This window comes from Massilia luteola (assembly GCF_034420155.1).
In the GTDB taxonomy this organism is placed as follows: domain Bacteria; phylum Pseudomonadota; class Gammaproteobacteria; order Burkholderiales; family Burkholderiaceae_D; genus Telluria; species Telluria luteola.
This window is the reverse complement of record NZ_JAXOFN010000005.1, coordinates 211,285-229,444: the sequence shown is the minus strand read 5'-3', so window position 1 is coordinate 229,444 and position 18,160 is coordinate 211,285. Positions and strand designations below refer to the sequence as shown.

Below are 18,160 nucleotides of genomic sequence, written 5' to 3'. Positions count from 1 at the left end.
AAAGAGATCGGCCGCCCAACTGCGGCACAGGGAATGGAATGAAAAGCAAAAATATCGCGATCATCGGCGGCATCGTCGTTGCCGTCGGCGCCGGGACGTGGGCCATGAACCATGGATCGGATTCGCATGCCGACGGGGCCGCCGCGGGCGGCAAGGGGAAGGGCGCGCAGCCGCCGGCCATCGTCAACGTGGCGGCGCCGCAGCGCCAGGACGTGGCCGTCGTGCAGCAGGCCAACGGCACCGTCACGCCGATCCGCACCGTCGACCTGCACCCGCAGACGACGGCCACCATCCGCCAGGTCCACATCAAGGAAGGGCAGTTCGTCAAACAGGGCGAACTGATGTTCTCGCTCGACGACCGCGAGGACCGCGCGAACCTCGACAAGGCACAGGCCCAGGTCGCGCGCGACCGCGCGTCGCTGGCCGACCTCGAACGCCAGTTCAAGCGCAGCCAGGATTTGTTCGCCCAGCATTTCATTGCCCAGAGCGCCGTCGACACCTTGCGCGCCCAGGTCGACCAGGCCCGCGCCACCTTGCAGGCCGACGCCGCGGCGGCGCGCGCGAGCAGCGTCACGACCAGCTACACGGCGATCCGCGCGCCGATGGCCGGCCGGGTGGGCGGCATCAACGTCTATCCGGGCAGCCTCGTGCAGCCGGCGACGTCGCTCACGACGATCACCCAGCTGGACCCGATCACCGTCGCGTTCACCTTGCCGGAAACCAGCCTGCCGGCGCTGCTGGCGGCCCAGAAGCGCGGCAAGGTCGACGTGGAGGCCCTGCCGGGCGCCGGCCTGGCGCCGGTCAAGGGCCAGCTGAGCTTCGTCGACAACACGGTCGACCCGACGGCCGGCACGATCAAGGTGAAGGCCGAGTTCGACAATCGCGAAACGACCTTGTGGCCCGGCCAGTACGTGAACACGAAGGTCGTCGTGCGGACGCTGAAGAATGCCGTCGTGATCCCGGAGAACGCCATCATCACCAATGCCCAGGGCACGTTCGTGTACGCGCTGGAGAAAGACCATTCCGCGCGCCTCGTGCCCGTGCAGCGCGTGTACGGCGCCGGCCTCATTGCTGCCGTCAGCGGTCTCGCCGGCAGCGAGCAGATCATTACCGACGGCAAGCAGAACGTGCGTCCCGGCGCCAAGGTGCGCCTGGCGTCCGAGCTCGGCAAGGGCAAGAGCGTCCACGTCGCCGACAAGGGCTGATCCATGAATCTGTCAGAACTGTGCATCCGCCGGCCCGTGATGGTCGTGCTGCTGTCGATCAGCCTGATCCTGGTCGGCATCCTGGCGTATTCCCATATCCCCGTGGCGGCGCTGCCCAGCTATAACACGCCCGTCATCAACGTCAACGCCAACCTGGACGGCGCCAGCCCCGAGACGATGGCGTCCTCCGTCGCGCTGCCGCTCGAAAAACAGTTCTCGACCATCGCCGGCATCAACCTGATCACGTCGACGAGCACGCAGGGCAACACGTCGCTCACGCTGGAATTCGATCCGTCGATCGACGTCAACGCCGCCGCCGTCGACGTCCAGGCCGCGCTGCTCGCAGCCCAGCGCCAGCTGCCGCAGGAAATGACGACGATGCCGTCGTACCGCAAGGTCAACCCGGCCGACGCGCCCGTGCTGTTCATGACGATGACGTCGCCGTCGATGAACCTGTCCGACCTGAACGACTACGCCGAGAACCTCGTGTCGCCGGCCATCTCGACGTTGCCGGGCGTCGCCCAGGTGCTGGTCCATGGCGGCAAGCGATTCGCCGTGCGCGTGCGCGCGAAGACCGACCTCATGAATGCGCGCAACATCACGATGGACGAACTGGCGACCGCGCTGCGCTCGGCGAACTCGAATTCCGCGCTGGGCATCCTCGACGGTCCGCAGCAGACCCTGACCATCCAGGGCCCGCCACAGATGATGAAGGCGGCCGATTTCGAGAACCTGATCGTCGCCACGCGCGACAACCTGCCGGTGCGCCTGAAGGACGTCGCCACCGTCGAGGACAGCTACCAGTCGACCCGGGCCTTCGGCGCCTACAACGGCGAGCGCGCCATCGTGCTGCTCGTGCAGCGCCAGCCGGACGCCAACACGGTCGCGGTGGTCGACGGCGTGCGCCGCCTGCTGCCGCGCTTCCAGTCGCAGCTGCCGGCGTCCATCAAGATCAACCTCGTCAACGACCGCTCCCGCTCGATCCGCGAGGCGATCCACGACGTCAACTTCACGCTGGCGCTGACGGTGGGTCTCGTCGTGCTCGTGATCTTCCTGTTCCTGCACCGCGCGTCGGCCACGTTCATCCCGGCCGTCACGATGCCGATTTCGCTGCTGGGCGCCCTCAGCCTGTTGTTCTGGCTCGGCTACAGCATCGACAATATTTCCCTGCTGGGCATCACGCTCGCCGTGGGCCTCGTCGTCGACGATGCCATCGTGGTGCTGGAAAACATCGTGCGCCACATCGAGATGGGGAAAAAGCCGATGCGCGCCGCGCTCGACGGCTCGCGCGAGATGGGGTTCACGATCGTGTCGATTTCCGTGTCGCTCGTCGCCGTGTTCATCCCGATCTTCTTCATGCCGGGCGTGATCGGCTTGCTGTTCCACGAATTCGCCGTGATCGTCGGCCTCGCGATCCTCGTGTCGGCCGCCGTGTCGCTGACGCTCGTGCCGATGCTGGCGTCGCGCCTGCTCCCGGCGCACGGCCACGGCCACACGGAAGAAAAAAGCTTCATCGGCCGCCACTTCGAGGCCGCGTTCACGATCGTGCGCAACGCCTACGAAAGGACCCTCGACGTCGCGCTGAGGCACCGGTTCGTCGTCCTGATGGTCGCGTTCGGCACGTTCGCGCTGACCGTCGTGCTGTACACGACCATCCCGAAAGGTTTCTTCCCCGAGGAAGACATCGGCCAGCTGCGCGTCACGACGGAAGCGGCCGAGGACATCTCGTCGTCCGCGATGGTCGTCCTGCAGACCAAGGTGGCGCAGGTGATCCAGGACGATCCGGCCGTGCAGGACGTCACGTCGTTCTCGAGCGGCGGCAACAACGGCCGCATGTTCATCGTGCTCAAGCCGCGCGCCGAGCGCGACAAGATGCCGCAGGTGGTCGACCGCCTGCGCAAGTCGCTGCGGAATGTCGCCGGCGTGAACGTCTACATGGCGCCGGTGCAGAACCTGCAGCTGGGCGGCCGCCAGAGCAAGAGCCGTTACCAGTACACCTTGCAGAGCGTGTCGGGCGCCGACATCAGCCAGTGGGCCAACGAGTACATGGAGCGCATGCGCAACAACCCCATGTTCCGCGACGTGACGAGCGATACGCAGGACAAGGGCCTGCAGGCCAAGCTCGACATCGACCGCGACAAGGCCAACCTGCTGGGCGTGCAGCTGGGCGACATCCGCACGGCGCTGTACGCGGCGTTCGGCGAGCGCCAGGTGTCGACGATCTACTCGAGCGCGGCCAGCTATTACGTGATCCTGGAAACGGCGAACGAGGACCGCCAGTTCGAGGACGCGCTGTCGCGCCTGTCCGTGCGCAGCAAGACGGGCCAGCTCGTGCAGCTGTCCAGCGTGGCCACCGTCAAGCGCACCGTCGGCCCCATCGCCGTCAACCACCAGGGCCAGCTGCAGGCGATCACGCTGTCGTTCAACCTGGCGCCGGACGCGCCGCTCGGCGCCGCCACCGCCGCCATCGAACAGATGGGCCGCGACATGAAGCTGCCCGCGTCCATCATCACGAAATATGGCGGCGACGCGGCCGTGTTCCAGAGTTCGCAGTCGAGCCAGCTGATCCTGATCGTGGCGGCCGTCGGCGTGATCTACGTGCTGCTGGGTGTGCTGTACGAAAGTTTTATCCACCCGATCACGATCCTGGCCGGCCTGCCGTCCGCCGCGGTGGGGGCGCTGCTGACCTTGCGCCTGTTTAATCTCGACCTGACGATGATCGCCATCATCGGCATCCTGATGCTGATCGGCATCGTCAAGAAGAACGCGATCATGATGATCGACTTCGCCCTCGACGCCCAGCGCAATCGGGGCATGACGCCGGACCAGGCGATCCGCGAAGCCTGCATCCTGCGCTTCCGCCCGATCGTGATGACGACCCTGGCCGCACTGATGGGTGCGCTGCCGATCGCCCTGGGCCTGGGCGCCGGCGCCGAGCTGCGCCAGCCGCTGGGCCTGGCCGTGTGCGGGGGCCTGATCTTCTCCCAGGTGATCACGCTGTACATCACGCCCGTGATCTACCTGTACCTCGACAAATACAGCGGCAGCGGTCCGATGACCGATACGCAGCTCGTCGAGATGGAGCACGGGCGCAAGGCCGTCCTCAGCAAGGTGGCCTGAGTTCTCGCCGTTCCCGCCTGCGCGGGAACGGCGGCGAAACGGATGATGTGAAATAAGGCCGTAATCCGTTTCACATCGGGCGATTCCACAGCGCAAGGTTGATACACACTGTAACAACCATTAATCTACCCAGCTTGTAAGCTCATTACAGATGCTTAACAGCGCGTGCGCAGGGAAACCAAACGGGTTAGACTGCGCCTCGTCAATATCTTTTAACTGGCTCCTGTCCAGGGGCGTTCATTATCTTGCGTGACCATTCCCATATGCCGATGGAAGACAGCGATGTCTGCATACATTGCGGCCAGCCGCTGCCTGGACGGAAAGTGGTCATCTACGGACAAAAGGGACCGAACCGCATCGGTATCGCGATCACGATCGCGCTGCACCTGCTGCTCGTGGCCATCTGGCTGTTCCAGCCCAAGACGGAACGCCATGCGCCGCCCAAGGCCGGCGAAGCCATCGTCTGGCTGCCGCCATTAAAACCGAACAAGCCGGCGGCCAAGCCGACCGAGCAGGCGCCCAAGAAGACCGCGAAGGCGGCCGCATCGAAGCCGACCCCGCCGCGTGTGACGCACGTGCAGCGCCTGCCGAACACGATCACCTTGCCCCACGAAAAGCCGGTCGAGGAAAAGCCGCAGCCGACCAAGGAAGACAAGGCGCCGCCGCAGGAAGTCGACATGCAGGCCTATATCGACGCCCAGCGCAAGCGCCGCGGCGCGCCGGCCCAGACCGACCAGGCCGAGGAAAGCGAAGCGGCGCGCGGCAACCGCAACGCGCTCGCCAACATCGCCGCCATCAACGGCCGCGGTGGCCAGGATCCGAACGAGACGGGCGGCGTGTTCAGCGTCACGAACAAGACCTTCAGCACGGCCGACCTGAAATTCCGCGGCTGGAACCCGAACTTCAAGCGCCGCTGGCTGACGGCCGTGACGGTCGAGCGCGGCAGCGAGCCGGACATCGAGACGGCGATCGTCAAGAAGATGATCGAGCTGATCCGCAAGGAAAAAAGCGGCGACTTCGAGTGGGAATCGCATCGCCTGAACCGCGTCGTCACGCTGTCGGCGCGGCCGCAGGATACGCAGGAGCTGACGAATTTCCTGTTCAAGGAAATGTTCCCGGAATACAAACCGCCGCGGTGATCGGGCACCGAGCCCACCATACAGCAACCGGCGAATCGTAGGGTGGGCACCGTGTGCCCGCGCGTAAAGCCGATAAACCGCGAACGTCACGCGCGGGCCCGGGGAGCCCGCCCTACGGCATACCGCGAATTCAACATGGCTAACCAACAAAAAACCGCGCCTCGGCGCGGTGTTTGTTTTACGCGGCGGCCTTCAACCGCCGCGCCACGTCCATCGCGAAATAGGTGAGTACCCCATCCGCGCCGGCGCGCTTGAACGACATCATCGTCTCCATGATGACCTTGTCCGGATCGAGCCAGCCGTTCTGGAACGCCGCCTGCAGCATCGCGTACTCGCCGCTGACCTGGTAGGCGAACGTCGGCACCTTGAACTCGTCCTTCACGCGGCGCACGACGTCCAGGTAGGGCATGCCCGGCTTGACCATCACCATGTCGGCGCCTTCGGCGATGTCCAGCGCCACTTCGCGCAGGGCCTCATCGCTGTTGGCCGGGTCCATCTGGTAGGTGTTCTTGTCGGCCTTGCCCAGGTTGGCGGCCGAGCCGACGGCCTCGCGGAACGGACCGTAGTAGCCCGACGCGTACTTGGCCGAGTACGCCATGATGCGCGTGTGGATGAATTCCTTCTCTTCCAGCGCGATGCGGATCGCGCCGATGCGGCCGTCCATCATGTCCGACGGCGCCACGATGTCGACGCCGGCCTCGGCCTGGGCCAGCGCCTGGCGCGTCAGCATGGCGATCGTCTTCTCGTTGACGATGTAGCCGTTCTCGTCCGGCAGGCCGTCCTGGCCGTGGGTCGTGTACGGGTCGAGGGCGACGTCCGTCATGATGCCCAGTTGCGGGAAATGGCGCTTCAGCTCGCGCACGGCGCGCGGCACGAGGCCGTCCGGATTCGTCGCTTCGATGCCGTCATACGTCTTCAGCGCCGCGTCGACGACGGGGAACAGCGCGAGCACGGGAATGCCCAGCGCGACGGCTTCCTCGGCCACTTTCAGCAGCAGGTCGACGGACACGCGTTCCACGCCCGGCATCGACGCCACCTGCTGGCGCTGGTTCTGGCCGTCGAGGATGAACACGGGGTAGATCAGGTCGGATGGCGTGACGACGTTTTCGCGCATCAGGGCGCGCGAGAACGGGTCGCGGCGCATGCGGCGCATGCGCACGGCGGGGTATTGCGAAGGCGTGATGATCGGCATGTCTAATCCTGCGGTCGTAGCAAATTATTCGTCGGCGCCGGCCTGGCCGGCATCCGCATCCGGGTCGTCGTCCAGGCCGAGCAGTTCGATGATCTTGTCGTTGGCTTCGTCGATGCCGACGCGCTTGAGCGCCGAGAACAGCTGGACGGTGAACGGAAAGCCGTTGCCGTCCTCGTCGACATAGCTGTCCAGCACCTGCCGCGCCTGGCGCAGGACGTTGACGGACTCGTTGCGGTTGAGCTTGTCCACTTTCGTGAGGATGCAGTGGATCGGCTTGCCCGTCGGGGCGAACCATTCCAGCATCTGGATGTCGAGCTCGGTGAACGGGCGGCGCGAGTCCATGATCAGGACGAGCGCGGCCAGCTGTTCGCGGCGCTGCACGTAGTCGCCCAGCAGCCTTTGCCAATGCAGCTTGGCGTCGCCCGAGACTTCCGCGTAGCCATAGCCCGGCAAGTCGACGAGCAGGCCGCGGATCTCCTCGACGTTGGTCGCGTCCTTGCGGTGCATGGCGACGTGGGCGCCGCCAATCGAAAAGAAATTGATGTGCTGCGTGCGGCCGGGCGTCTTCGAGGCGAACGCGAGGCCCTTCTGGTTCGTCAGGATATTAATCGCCGTCGATTTGCCCGCATTGGACCGGCCGGCGAAGGCGATTTCCGGCACCTGTGTCTTGGGAAGATCCCGCAACTGGTTGACGGTCGTGAAGAAACGGGCTTGCCAGAGTTTGGACATGAGGGAAGTGAAGCGAAAAAGACAACGGAGGTGAGGGCAGGAAACAAAGGCTATTGTACAATAGGGAGTTACCTGTCGTCGGCGAGCCTGAAGGATGGACCATCGGCGCGGGAGCACGAGCATGACCGCTGCACTGCAACTGCAAGAAGGATCTCCGGATCCTGATTATCTTTGACTTTTTCAGGGTGCTTGAATGAATCGTGTGTTCCAACCGGCCGCATGCGCGGCGATCGTGAAGTCCTTGCTGGCCAGTTTCGTCCTCGTGGGCAGCGCTCTTGCAGCGGACGCGGCCCATGCGCCTCCGGCTGCCGCCAAGGCCGATCCGGCCAAGGGCGGTTCCCTCTACGACACCGGCGACAACGCCCGCGGCCTGCCGGCCTGCGCGTCCTGCCACGGCGCCGGCGGCAATTCGACCATCAACACCAATCCCAGGCTGGCCGGCCAGATCGATACATACCTCCACAAGCAGCTCGTCGACTTCACGACGCCGGCCCGCAACCAGCCCGTGATGACGACGTATGCCAAGATGTTGACCGACGACGAAAAGAAAAACATCGCCGCCTACCTCGCCACGCAGCAGCCCAAGCAGGGCGCCGCGCGCAACAAGGACACGCTCGAACTGGGCCGCAAGATCTATCGCGGCGGCATCGCGGACCGCGGCGTGGCCGCCTGCGCCAGCTGCCACGGCGCCACCGGTGCGGGCCTGCCGGTCCAGTATCCGCGCCTGGCGGGGCAGCACCAGGATTACACCGTTACGCAGCTGCAGGCGTTCAAGAGCGGCGCGCGCAGCAACAGCCCGCAGATGGCCACGCTGGCCAAGCGCCTGTCGGACGATGAAATGAAAGCCGTCGCGGATTACATCGCCGGCCTGAAGTAATGGTTGGTATTGCTGGTCCCGGATAATCGAGCCGACGAATCGGCCTAAACTAAAACAACCGGCGGAAACAACAGGGAAGGGCGACCGTGCAAGCGGGGCGCCCTTTTGTTGTATCCTCGTTGAATGTTGTATCTAGAGTGAAAGTCGATGAGCACCACCGGAATTGAACTGAAAACGCGCCGGCGCGGCCTGGCCGAAGCGGTCGAATTGATGTCCTCGATGCGTTTCGCGATCACCTTGCTGGTGATGATCGCGATCGCCGCCATCATCGGCACCATCATGCAGCAGGACCGGGCGATGCCCGATTACGTGAACCAGTTCGGCCCGTTCTGGTTCGAGGTGTTCCGCAAGATCGGCCTGTACACGGTCTATTCGGCCTGGTGGTTCCTGCTGATCCTCGGTTTCCTGATCGTCTCGACGAGCCTGTGCATCGCGCGCAATGCGCCGAAATTCCTGCGCGACATGCGCAGCTGGCGCGATGCCGTGCGCGAGGAATCGCTGCGCAATTTCCACCATCGGACCGAATGGACGGCGCCGCTGGACATGCTCCCGCTGGCCCAGCAGACCGCCTCCCGCCTCGTCGACGCCGGCTACCGGACGAAGATGGTCGACAAGCCGGGCGGCGTGCTCGTCGCCGCGAAAAAGGGCGCCGCCAACAAGTTCGGCTACATCTTCGCGCACACGGCCATCATCGTGATCCTGCTGGGCGGGCTGCTCGATTCGAGCCTGCCCATCCGTTTCCAGGAATGGTTCATGGGGAAGACGCCGTATGCCGGCACGGGCCTGATCTCGGCCATCGCGCCGCAGCACCGCCTCGGCCTCGGGAATCCCACGTTCCGCGGCAACACCATGATTCCCGAAGGCCAGGCCAGCGACACGGCACTGCTCCAGCAGGCCGACGGCGTGCTCGTGCAAGACCTGCCGTTCACGATCGAACTGAAAAAATTCATCATCGATTTCTACACGACGGGCATGCCCAAGCTGTTCGCCAGCGAAGTCGTGATCCGCGACCACGAGACGGGCAAGACGTTCCCCGCCACCATCAAGGTCAACCAGCCGCTGATCTACCGCGGCGTCGCCGTCTACCAGTCCAGCTTCGACGATGGCGGCAGCAAGCTCAAGTTGACGGGCTGGCCGATGACGGGCACGGGCGACAAATCGTTCGCCATCGATGGCGAGGTCGGCACGTCGACCGAACTGAAGCAGGGCACGGACACGTACGCCGTCGAGTGGTCCGGCTTCCGGCCGTTCAACGTCGAGAACACGAGCCAGAACAACGACGCGCGCGCCGTCGCGAAAGGTAAGAGTTTCGAGGAACAGTTTGCCCAGACCTTGTCCCAGCACACAGGCTCGGCCGCCAAGAACGCCGGCAACAAGGCATTAAAAAACGTCGGGCCCAGCGTGCAATACAAATTGCGCGACAAGACCGGACAGGCGCGCGAATTCCTGAACTACATGCAGCCCGTGACGCTGGAAGGCCACCAGGTGTTCCTGGCCGGCGTGCGCGCCAACCCGTCCGACCCGTTCAGCTTCATGCGCATCCCGGCCGACGACGAGCACGGCGTGCGCGAATGGATGCGCCTGCGCGCCGCGCTCGCCGATCCGGCGCTGCGCGCGGAAGCCGCCCGCCGCTACGCCGCGCGCGCGCTGCCGCCGGGCGATGCGAGCGGAACCCTCGCCACGCAGTTGCGGGAATCGGCCGCCAAGACGCTGGCGATCTTTGCCGGCGACGGCAACCAGGGCGGCTATCTCGCGGTGTCGAAATTCCTCGAGCGCATCCCCGCTGCCGAGCAGGAAAAGGCCGCGACCGTATTCATGAAGATGCTTAACGGCGCCATGTGGGAACTGTGGCAGGCTGCGCGTGCGCGCGACGGCGCGGCGCCCGTGACGCCGACCGAGACCCACGGCCGCTTCCTGCAACAGGCGACGAATGCGTTGTCCGACAGCTTTTTCTATGGCGCACCCGTGTTCCTGGCGCTGGACGATTTCAAGGAGGTCAAGGCCTCCGTGCTGCAGGTGACGCGTTCGCCGGGCAAGAAGGTGGTGTATGTCGGCTGCCTGCTGCTGGTGCTGGGCATCTTCTCGATGTTTTATATCCGCGAGCGCCGCGTCTGGGTGTGGGTGAAGCCGGCGCCGGACGGCGGCACGCACGCGCTGATGGCGATGAGCACGCAACGCAAGACGCTCGATTTCGAGCGCGAATTCGACGACCTGAAGAACAAATTGCCGCAATCGGCGTAAGCTTCGAAAAGCTAGCAACAAAGGAGACATCCATGGATATTTCATCGCAATCGCATGCCGGCGCGCCGGACCGCGGCGCATACACCCGGCCCCCCGGCTTCTTCAAGCGCCTGACGGCCGTCGACTGGCTGTTCGGCGCCGGCCTGCTGGCCGCCGCGCTGTTCGCGCTGCAGCGCTTCGGCGCCTACATGGACGTCTACGAGCGGGGGATCCTCGTGCTGGCCGCGCCCGTGTTCGCCTGCGTCGGCTGGACCTTCAAGCCGGTGCGCTGGCTGATGCCCCTCGTGGCCCTGCTGGCGCTGTCGGCCGTGCAGCTGTACGGCGGCTCGCTCGATGCCGCCAACCAGAAATTCTTCCTCAAGTACATGCTGTCGAGCCAGTCCGCGATCCTGTGGATGAGCGCGATGTTCGTGTTCTCGACCGCGTTTTACTGGCTCGGCCTGCTCACGCGTTCGCCGTTCGGCGGCAGCGTCGGCTCCAAGCTGTGCTGGGCCGCCGTCGTGCTGGGCTTTACCGGCATGATGGTGCGCTGGTACGAGTCCTACCTGATCGGCGCGGACGTCGGGCACATCCCCGTGTCGAACCTGTACGAAGTGTTCATCCTGTTCTCGATGATCACGGCGCTGTTCTACCTGTACTACGAACAGCGCTACAAAACGCGCCAGCTGGGGCCGTTCGTGCTGCTCGTGATCTCGGCCGCCGTCGGCTTCCTGCTGTGGTACACGGTGGCGCGCGACGCCGCCGAGATCCAGCCGCTCGTGCCCGCGCTGCAAAGCTGGTGGATGAAGATCCACGTGCCCGCCAACTTCATCGGCTACGGCACGTTCTCGCTCGCGGCGATGGTCGGCGCCGCCTACCTGCTGAAGTCGCACGGCATCTTCGCCGACCGCCTGCCGGCGCTGGAAGTGCTGGACGACGTGATGTACAAGGCCATCTCCGTCGGCTTCGCGTTCTTCACCGTCGCCACGATCCTGGGCGCGCTGTGGGCGGCCGAGGCCTGGGGCGGCTACTGGTCGTGGGACCCGAAAGAGACATGGGCGCTGATCGTCTGGCTGAACTACGCGGCCTGGCTGCACATGCGCCTGATGTCCGGCCTGCGCGGCCGCGCGGCGGCGTGGTGGGCCCTCATCGGCCTGGTCGTGACGACGTTCGCCTTCCTTGGCGTGAACATGTTCCTGTCCGGGTTGCACTCGTACGGCAAGCTGTAATATGTCCGTTTATGTCGGTAGGCGGCATTTGGTAACAAATGCCCGCCTGGACGACCCGGGGGCGGCAGATGGTGTAACGTTGATATGTCGCGCGAAACACTATTTACTGCCGGAGCCGCCATGTTGATCAGAAAAAATCCGAACGGCATCGATTTGCCGTTCCCGTCCGAAATCACGCCACGCGAGGTCTATGAAGGCCGGCGCGCCTTCCTCGCCAGGGTCGCGGCGACGGCCGTCGCCGGCTCCTCGCTGTGGGAGATGGCCAATCGCGAAGCCTTCGCGCAAGGCACCGTGCAAAAGCTGCCGGCCACGCGCAATCCCGCGTTCTCGACGAACGAGAAGCAGACGCCGTTCGAGGACGCCACCCACTACAATAATTTCTACGAATTCGGCACCGACAAGGCCGACCCGGCCGCCAATGCGCACACCTTGCGCACCCGGCCGTGGACCGTGCAGATCGAAGGCGAGGTGAAAAAGCCGATGACCCTCGACCTCGACCGCCTGGTCAAGCTGGCGCCGCTGGAAGAGCGCATCTACCGCTTGCGCTGCGTCGAGGGCTGGTCGATGGTGATCCCGTGGGTCGGCTATTCGCTGGCCAGTCTCATCCGCCAGGTCGAGCCGACCGGCAACGCCAAGTACATCGAATTCACGAGCCTGGCCGATCGCAGCCAGATGCCGGGCGTGAGGAGCCGCGTGCTCGAGTGGCCGTACATCGAAGGCCTGCGCATGGACGAGGCCATGCATCCGCTCGCGCTGCTCACGGTCGGCATGTACGGGCAGGTGCTGCCGAACCAGAACGGCGCGCCGGTGCGCGTCGTCGTGCCGTGGAAATACGGCTTCAAGTCGGCCAAGTCCATCGTCAAGATCCGTTTTACGCGCGACCAGCCGCGCACGGCGTGGAACGGCATCGCGCCCGAGGAATACGGGTTTTATTCGAACGTGAATCCGAACGTCGACCATCCGCGCTGGTCGCAGGCGTCGGAGCGGCGCATCGGCGAAGGCGGGCTGTTCACGCCCAAGCGCAAGACGCTGATGTTCAACGGCTATAACGAGGTCGCCTCGCTGTACACGGGCATGGACCTCAAGAAGTATTTCTGAGCGGGCCGGCCATGGCGTTCAATCCGACCCCGAAGCAGTTCAAGGCGCTGAAAGCCGTGCTGTTCTTGGCGGCGCTGCTGCCGTTCCTGCGCATGGCGTGGCTGACCGCGACCGGCGTGCCCGTCGATCCCGTCGAGTTCCTCACGCACGGCAGCGGCGACTGGGCCCTGTACCTGCTGTGCGCCACGCTCGCCGTCACGCCGCTGCGCCGCCTGACGGGCTGGAACTGGCTCGTCCGCTTGCGGCGCATGATCGGCCTGTATACGTTCTTCTACGCGTTCATGCATTTCACGACCTTCCTGTGGTTCGACCATTTCTTCGACGTGGCCGCCATGTGGAAGGACGTGCTCAAGCGGCCGTTCATCACGGTGGGCTTCGCCGCCTTCGTGCTGCTCATCCCGCTGGCCGCGACGAGCACGAACGCGATGATCAAGCGCCTGGGCCGCAACTGGGCCAGGCTGCACAAGCTGATCTATCTGATCGCGCCGCTGGCGATCCTGCACTACTGGTGGATGAAGGCGGGGAAGCACAACTTCGAGCAGCCCATCGTCTGGGGCAGCGTCGTCGCCGTGCTCCTGCTGCTGCGCGTGTGGTGGAGCCTCGGCCGCACGTCAACCCGCGCCGGGAAACATCCTGCACCTGCATCCGTGCGATCGTGACCGGAGACCCTGATGCATACTGCCTGACATGAAGTGGCCCCTTGCGCTGGTAATCGTCGTGGTCCTGGCCCTCGCGCTCGTTTTCGGCATGGGGCGGCCGCGCTATGGGGTGCTCGAACGGTGTCTCGACCTCGGCGGCCGCTGGAATGACCAGGCGGCCGCGTGTGCGGCGCAGATGTGGCCGGATGACCGGTCACGGGGACGGGAGTAGGGTGGACACCCTGTGCCCACGCGCACGCCCGCATCACGCAAGCGCCACGCGTGAGAAATTGGGCCCCCGCCTGCGCGGGGGCGACGGTTTTCAGACGTTCACGATCGTTTCGAGCGCGAACAGGTCCGCCGGATTCTCGCGGCGCCGGATGACATGCACCTGGTCGCCATCGACGAGCACCTCGGCCGCACGCCCGCGCGTGTTGTAGTTCGAGGCCATCGTGAACCCGTACGCACCGGCCGCCATCATGGCCAGCACGTCGCCCGGCTCGACGGCCAGGTCGCGGTCGCGCGCGAGCCAGTCGCCCGATTCGCACACCGGGCCGACGAGGTCGTACGTGACGGCCGCGCCGTCGCGCTGCACGACCGGCTTGACGTCCATCCAGGCCTGGTACAGGGTCGGGCGCGCCATGTCGTTCATCGCGGCGTCGACGACGCAGAAATTCTTTTCCTCGCCCGGCTTGAGGAACTCGACGGACATCAGCAGCACGCCCGTGTTGCCGACGATGGAACGGCCCGGCTCGAAGATCACCTTGAGCGGACGGCCGCCGTGCTTCTCGGCGCGCCAGGCATCCACGCGCGCGAACACGCGCTCGACGTAGTGGGCGATCGGCACCGGCGACGACTCGCCCGTGCCGTAGTCGATGCCCAGGCCGCCGCCCACGTCCAGGTGGTGAATGTGGATGCCTTCGCTCGCCAGCGTGTCGATCAGTTCGATCAGCTTGTCCAGCGCTTCCAGCAGCGGGGCGTCGTCCAGCAGCTGCGAGCCGATATGGCAGTCGATGCCGACGACGTCCAGGTGCGGCAGCTGCGCGGCCGTGCGGTAGGTTGCCAGCGCGTCCGAGAACGCGACGCCGAACTTGCTGGCCTTGAGGCCGGTCGCGATGTACGGATGGGTCTTGGCGTCGACGTTCGGGTTCACGCGCAGCGAGACGGGCGCGCGCTTGCCCATGCGGCCGGCGACTTCGTTGATGCGGTGCAGTTCCGGGATCGACTCGACGTTGAAGCACAGGATGCCCTTCTCGAGCGCCAGCGCGATCTCGGCCGCGGTCTTGCCCACGCCCGAAAAGATCACCTTGCCCGGGTCGCCGCCGGCGGCGATCACGCGCAGCAGTTCACCGCCCGAGACGATGTCGAAGCCGGCGCCTTGCCGCGCCAGCAGGTCGAGGATGGCCAGGTTGGAGTTGGCCTTCATCGCATAGCAGACCAGCGCATCGCGGCCCGCGCACGGGCGCGCGTAGCCGGCGAAGTTTTCCAGCAGCTGGGCTTTGGAATAGACGTAGGTCGGGGTGCCGTGTTCCGTGGCGATGGCGGACAGGGGAACGCGTTCGGCGTACAGGACGCCGTCTTGATAGGTGAAGTGAGACATGGAGTCGGTGCTTACTGTTGGGTGGCCGGCGGCGGCAGGTTGGGCGCCTCGGTATTGTTCGCGTTCGAGCCGGCGGCGGGGACCGTCACGCCGGCGGCGGGGGCCGGGGGCGAGATCTGGATGGCCGGCGTGGCCGTGTTCTGGGTGGTGCCGGTCGCGGCCGCGTGGGTGTTCGCGGCGGGGATCCGGGCGGGCGGCTTGGGCATGGTGAGCGGACCGGTCTGGCCGCAGGCCGAGAGCGCCATCAGGGTCGCCAGGCTTGTCAGGAGCGCAAATGGGGACTTCACGTTTAGAATCACGGTTTGATTAGCAGACCTTGGAGTGTAGCATGACCGAATCCGAATTTTTGGCCCTGGCCGAGTCCACCCTGAACGAGATCGAGCACGCGTTCGACCGCCTGTTCGAGCAGGACGTGGTCGACGTCGAGTGCAAGCGCAGCGGCAACGTCCTCGAGATCGAGTTCGTCGACAACGGCTCGAAGATCATCGTCAACAGCCAGGCGCCGCTGCAGGAAATGTGGATCGCGGCGCGGGCCGGCGGTTTCCATTACAAGCGCGTGGGCGATGAGTGGCGCAATACGCGCAACGACACGGAGTTCTTCACGTCGTTGTCCGATTTCGCCACGGAGCAGGGCGGCGCCCCGGTCAAGTTGCGTTGAATTCGTCGGCGTGCGCATGGTGGGCACGGGGTGCCCACCCTACGGCCGTAGGGTGGGCGGCCCCCGCCCACGCGTAACGCCGGCACGAGGCGGTGTCGGAAATTAAAACAGTTCGTTGCGCACCGCGTCGCGCGATTTCTGCTCGGACGCCGGCTGCGCCGGCCCCACGTCGAGCGACTGCACCCCCGTGCCCGGCGGGTTCTCGGCGTAATAGTACTCGTCGCCGTACTGCACGAGACCCGGCGGTACCGGGCGCTCGACCACCGGCTCGTTCTTGAGCGCCTTCTGCATGAAGCCGATCCAGATCGGCAGCGCCAGGCCGCCGCCCGTCTCGCGGTTGCCCAGGTTGCGCGGCTGGTCGTAGCCGATCCACGCGATGCCCACCAGGTGCGGCTGGTAGCCGGCGAACCAGGCGTCGATCGAGTCGTTCGTCGTCCCCGTCTTGCCCGCGATGTCCGGGCGCTTCAGGATCTGCTGCGCCTTGGCCGCCGTGCCGTAGCGGGCCACGTCCTTGAGCATGCTGTCCATCAGCCACGCGTTGCGCTCGTCGATGACGCGGTTGGCGTCGACGCCGGCGCGGTCCGGACGCGCTTCCGACAGCACCTTGCCGTCCGCATCCGTCACCTTGGAGATGATGTAGGGGCTGATGCGGTAGCCGCCGTTGGCGAACACGGAATAGGCGCCGGCCATCTGCAGCGGCGTCGTCGCGCCCGCGCCCAGCGCCAGGGTCAAATAAGGCGGGTTCTTGTCCGGGTCGAAGCCGAAGCGGGTCGCGTATTCCTGGCCGTAGCGGGCGCCGATCTTGTTCAGGATCCGGATCGAGATCATGTTCTTCGACTTGGTCAGGCCGCGCCGCATCGTCATCGGGCCTTCGTACTTGTTGTCGTAGTTCTTCGGTTCCCACGCCTGGCCGCCCGTCGATCCGGCGTCGAACGAGATCGGCGCGTCGTTGATGACGGTCGCGGGCGAGAAGCCCCGTTCCAGCGATGCCGAATAGATGAACGGCTTGAACGAGGACCCCGGCTGGCGCCAGGCCTGCGTGACGTGGTTGAACTTGCTGCGGTTGAAGTCGAAGCCGCCGACCAGCGCGCGGATCGCGCCGTCGTCCGGATTGACGGCGATGAAGGCCGATTCCACTTCCGGCAGTTGCGTGATGTTCCACGCCGAGCCGCCGTCCTGCGTCACGCGGATGACGGCGCCGCGGCGCACGCGCCGGGTCTCGGCCGCCTTGGGCGACAGCCAGTCCTTGGCGAATGCCAGGCCCGGGCCCGCGATCGTGATCTCCTCGCCCGACGCCAGCACGGCCTTCACCTGCGCGGGCGAGGCCGACAGCACGACGGCGGCGACGATGTCGTCCGAATCGGGATGCTCGGCCAGTTCCGCTTCGATGGCTTCGTCGGCGTCGCCCTTGGCGGACGGGATCTCGATGTATTTTTCCGGGCCGCGGTACGGGTGGCGGCGCTCGTAGTCCATCACGCCGCGGCGCAGCGCCAGGTAGGCGGCGTCCTGGTCGGCCTTGGTGATCGTCGTGAACACGTTCAGGCCGCGCGTATAGGTGTCTTCCTTGAACTGTTCGTAGACCAGCTGGCGCGCCATCTCGGCCACGTATTCGGCGTGCACGCCGAACGCCGTGCTGTCCGTCTTGATCTTGAGTTCCTCGTTCTTCGCCTGTTCGAACTGGGCGTCCGTGATGTAGTGCAGGTCGTGCATGCGCACCAGGATGTACTGTTGGCGCACGCGCGCACGCTTGGGATTGACGACCGGGTTGTAGGCCGACGGCGCCTTCGGCAGGCCGGCCAGCATCGCCGCCTCGGCGATCGAGATGTCTTTCAGGTCCTTGCCGAAGTAGATCTGCGCGGCCGACGAGAAACCGAACGCGCGCTGGCCCAGGTAGATCTGGTTCATGTAGACCTCGAGGATCTGGTCCTTGGTGAGGTTCTTTTCGATCTTGTAGGCCAGCAGCGCCTCGTAGGCCTTGCGCTTGAGGGTCTGCTCGGACGACAGGAAGAAGTTGCGCGCCACCTGCTGGGTGATGGTCGATGCGCCCTGGCGCGCGCCGCCGGTGGCGTTGTGGATGGCCGCGCGCAGGATGCCCCAGTAGTCCACGCCGCCGTGTTCGTAGAAGCGGTCGTCCTCGATCGCGAGCACGGCCTTCTTCATCACGTCGGGAATCTCCTTGAAGTGGACGAGGGTGCGGCGCTCCTCGCCGAATTCGCCGATCAGCACGTTGTCGGCCGTGAAGATCCGCAGCGGCATCTTGGGCCGGTAGTCGGTGAGGGTGTCGAGGGCGGGCAGGTTCGGATACGCCATCGCCAGCGCGAACACGACCACCAGCACGCCGCAGGCGGCCAGGCCCGCCAGGGTGGCGAGGAGGGTCAGGAGGATGCGCTTGGGAGTGTGCTTGGGCGAAGAAGACTGCGGCGCGGGGCTGCCCCCGTTTTGGGATGCTTTCATG

At 65.5% G+C, this 18,160-nt stretch carries 14 protein-coding genes; 9 read left to right on the top strand and 5 right to left on the bottom strand.

Annotated elements, in window-relative coordinates; all coding sequences use genetic code 11:
* The first annotated feature begins 38 nt into the window (after window positions 1-38).
* From U9J41_RS08870 to U9J41_RS08860, 3 genes are all read left to right on the top strand, one after another.
* Window positions 39-1,205: an efflux RND transporter periplasmic adaptor subunit gene (locus U9J41_RS08870; protein ID WP_322401849.1), complete on the top strand. Its 1,167-nt coding sequence runs from the start codon at window positions 39-41 to the stop codon at window positions 1,203-1,205.
* Window positions 1,206-1,208: 3 nt separating this feature from the next.
* The gene (locus U9J41_RS08865; protein ID WP_322401848.1) at window positions 1,209-4,325 is read left to right on the top strand and encodes an efflux RND transporter permease subunit; all 3,117 of its coding nucleotides are present in this window, start codon (window positions 1,209-1,211) and stop codon (window positions 4,323-4,325) included.
* A 269-nt stretch (window positions 4,326-4,594) separates the two neighbouring features.
* Window positions 4,595-5,464 carry a hypothetical protein gene (locus U9J41_RS08860; protein WP_322401847.1) on the top strand — a complete coding sequence of 290 codons (870 nt, stop codon included), beginning with the start codon at window positions 4,595-4,597 and terminating at the stop codon, window positions 5,462-5,464.
* Window positions 5,465-5,642: 178 nt separating this feature from the next.
* Here U9J41_RS08860 and hemB read toward each other — a convergent pair whose 3' ends face one another.
* A complete protein-coding gene (gene hemB, locus U9J41_RS08855) occupies window positions 5,643-6,656 on the bottom strand; it encodes a porphobilinogen synthase (RefSeq protein ID WP_322401846.1) in 1,014 nt (337 codons plus the stop codon).
* A 24-nt stretch (window positions 6,657-6,680) separates the two neighbouring features.
* Window positions 6,681-7,385, bottom strand: coding sequence for a ribosome biogenesis GTP-binding protein YihA/YsxC (gene yihA, locus U9J41_RS08850; RefSeq protein ID WP_322401845.1), 705 nt, complete (start codon window positions 7,383-7,385; stop codon window positions 6,681-6,683).
* Between the two features lie 193 nt (window positions 7,386-7,578).
* Here yihA and U9J41_RS08845 point away from each other — a divergent pair, with 193 nt between their 5' ends.
* The 5 genes from U9J41_RS08845 to U9J41_RS08825 all read left to right on the top strand — a co-directional run bounded on the left by U9J41_RS08845 (window position 7,579) and on the right by U9J41_RS08825 (window position 13,468).
* Window positions 7,579-8,262, top strand: coding sequence for a c-type cytochrome (locus tag U9J41_RS08845; protein WP_322401844.1), 684 nt, complete (start codon window positions 7,579-7,581; stop codon window positions 8,260-8,262).
* 147 nt (window positions 8,263-8,409) lie between these two features.
* A complete protein-coding gene (locus U9J41_RS08840) occupies window positions 8,410-10,503 on the top strand; it encodes a cytochrome c biogenesis protein ResB (protein WP_322401843.1) in 2,094 nt (697 codons plus the stop codon).
* Window positions 10,504-10,535: 32 nt separating this feature from the next.
* Window positions 10,536-11,711 carry a c-type cytochrome biogenesis protein CcsB gene (gene ccsB, locus U9J41_RS08835; RefSeq protein WP_322401842.1) on the top strand — a complete coding sequence of 392 codons (1,176 nt, stop codon included), beginning with the start codon at window positions 10,536-10,538 and terminating at the stop codon, window positions 11,709-11,711.
* 120 nt (window positions 11,712-11,831) lie between these two features.
* Window positions 11,832-12,809 carry a protein-methionine-sulfoxide reductase catalytic subunit MsrP gene (gene msrP, locus U9J41_RS08830; protein WP_322401841.1) on the top strand — a complete coding sequence of 326 codons (978 nt, stop codon included), beginning with the start codon at window positions 11,832-11,834 and terminating at the stop codon, window positions 12,807-12,809.
* Window positions 12,810-12,820: 11 nt separating this feature from the next.
* The gene (locus tag U9J41_RS08825) at window positions 12,821-13,468 is read left to right on the top strand and encodes a protein-methionine-sulfoxide reductase heme-binding subunit MsrQ (RefSeq protein ID WP_322401840.1); all 648 of its coding nucleotides are present in this window, start codon (window positions 12,821-12,823) and stop codon (window positions 13,466-13,468) included.
* A gap of 301 nt (window positions 13,469-13,769) precedes the next feature.
* Here U9J41_RS08825 and lysA read toward each other — a convergent pair whose 3' ends face one another.
* Both lysA and lptM read right to left on the bottom strand, forming a co-directional pair.
* The gene (gene lysA, locus U9J41_RS08820) at window positions 13,770-15,047 is read right to left on the bottom strand and encodes a diaminopimelate decarboxylase (RefSeq protein ID WP_322401839.1); all 1,278 of its coding nucleotides are present in this window, start codon (window positions 15,045-15,047) and stop codon (window positions 13,770-13,772) included.
* Window positions 15,048-15,058: 11 nt separating this feature from the next.
* Window positions 15,059-15,334, bottom strand: a complete 276-nt coding sequence (gene lptM, locus U9J41_RS08815) for an LPS translocon maturation chaperone LptM (RefSeq protein ID WP_322401838.1) — start codon at window positions 15,332-15,334, stop codon at window positions 15,059-15,061.
* A gap of 41 nt (window positions 15,335-15,375) precedes the next feature.
* On the opposite strand from lptM, the gene cyaY reads away from it, so the two are divergent.
* The gene (cyaY, locus tag U9J41_RS08810) at window positions 15,376-15,705 is read left to right on the top strand and encodes an iron donor protein CyaY (protein WP_322401837.1); all 330 of its coding nucleotides are present in this window, start codon (window positions 15,376-15,378) and stop codon (window positions 15,703-15,705) included.
* 102 nt (window positions 15,706-15,807) lie between these two features.
* Here the strand turns inward: cyaY and U9J41_RS08805 are convergent, their stop codons facing one another.
* Complete coding sequence (locus U9J41_RS08805; protein ID WP_322401836.1) at window positions 15,808-18,159, bottom strand: penicillin-binding protein 1A; 2,352 nt, start codon at window positions 18,157-18,159, stop codon at window positions 15,808-15,810.
* Window position 18,160 lies beyond the last annotated feature (1 nt).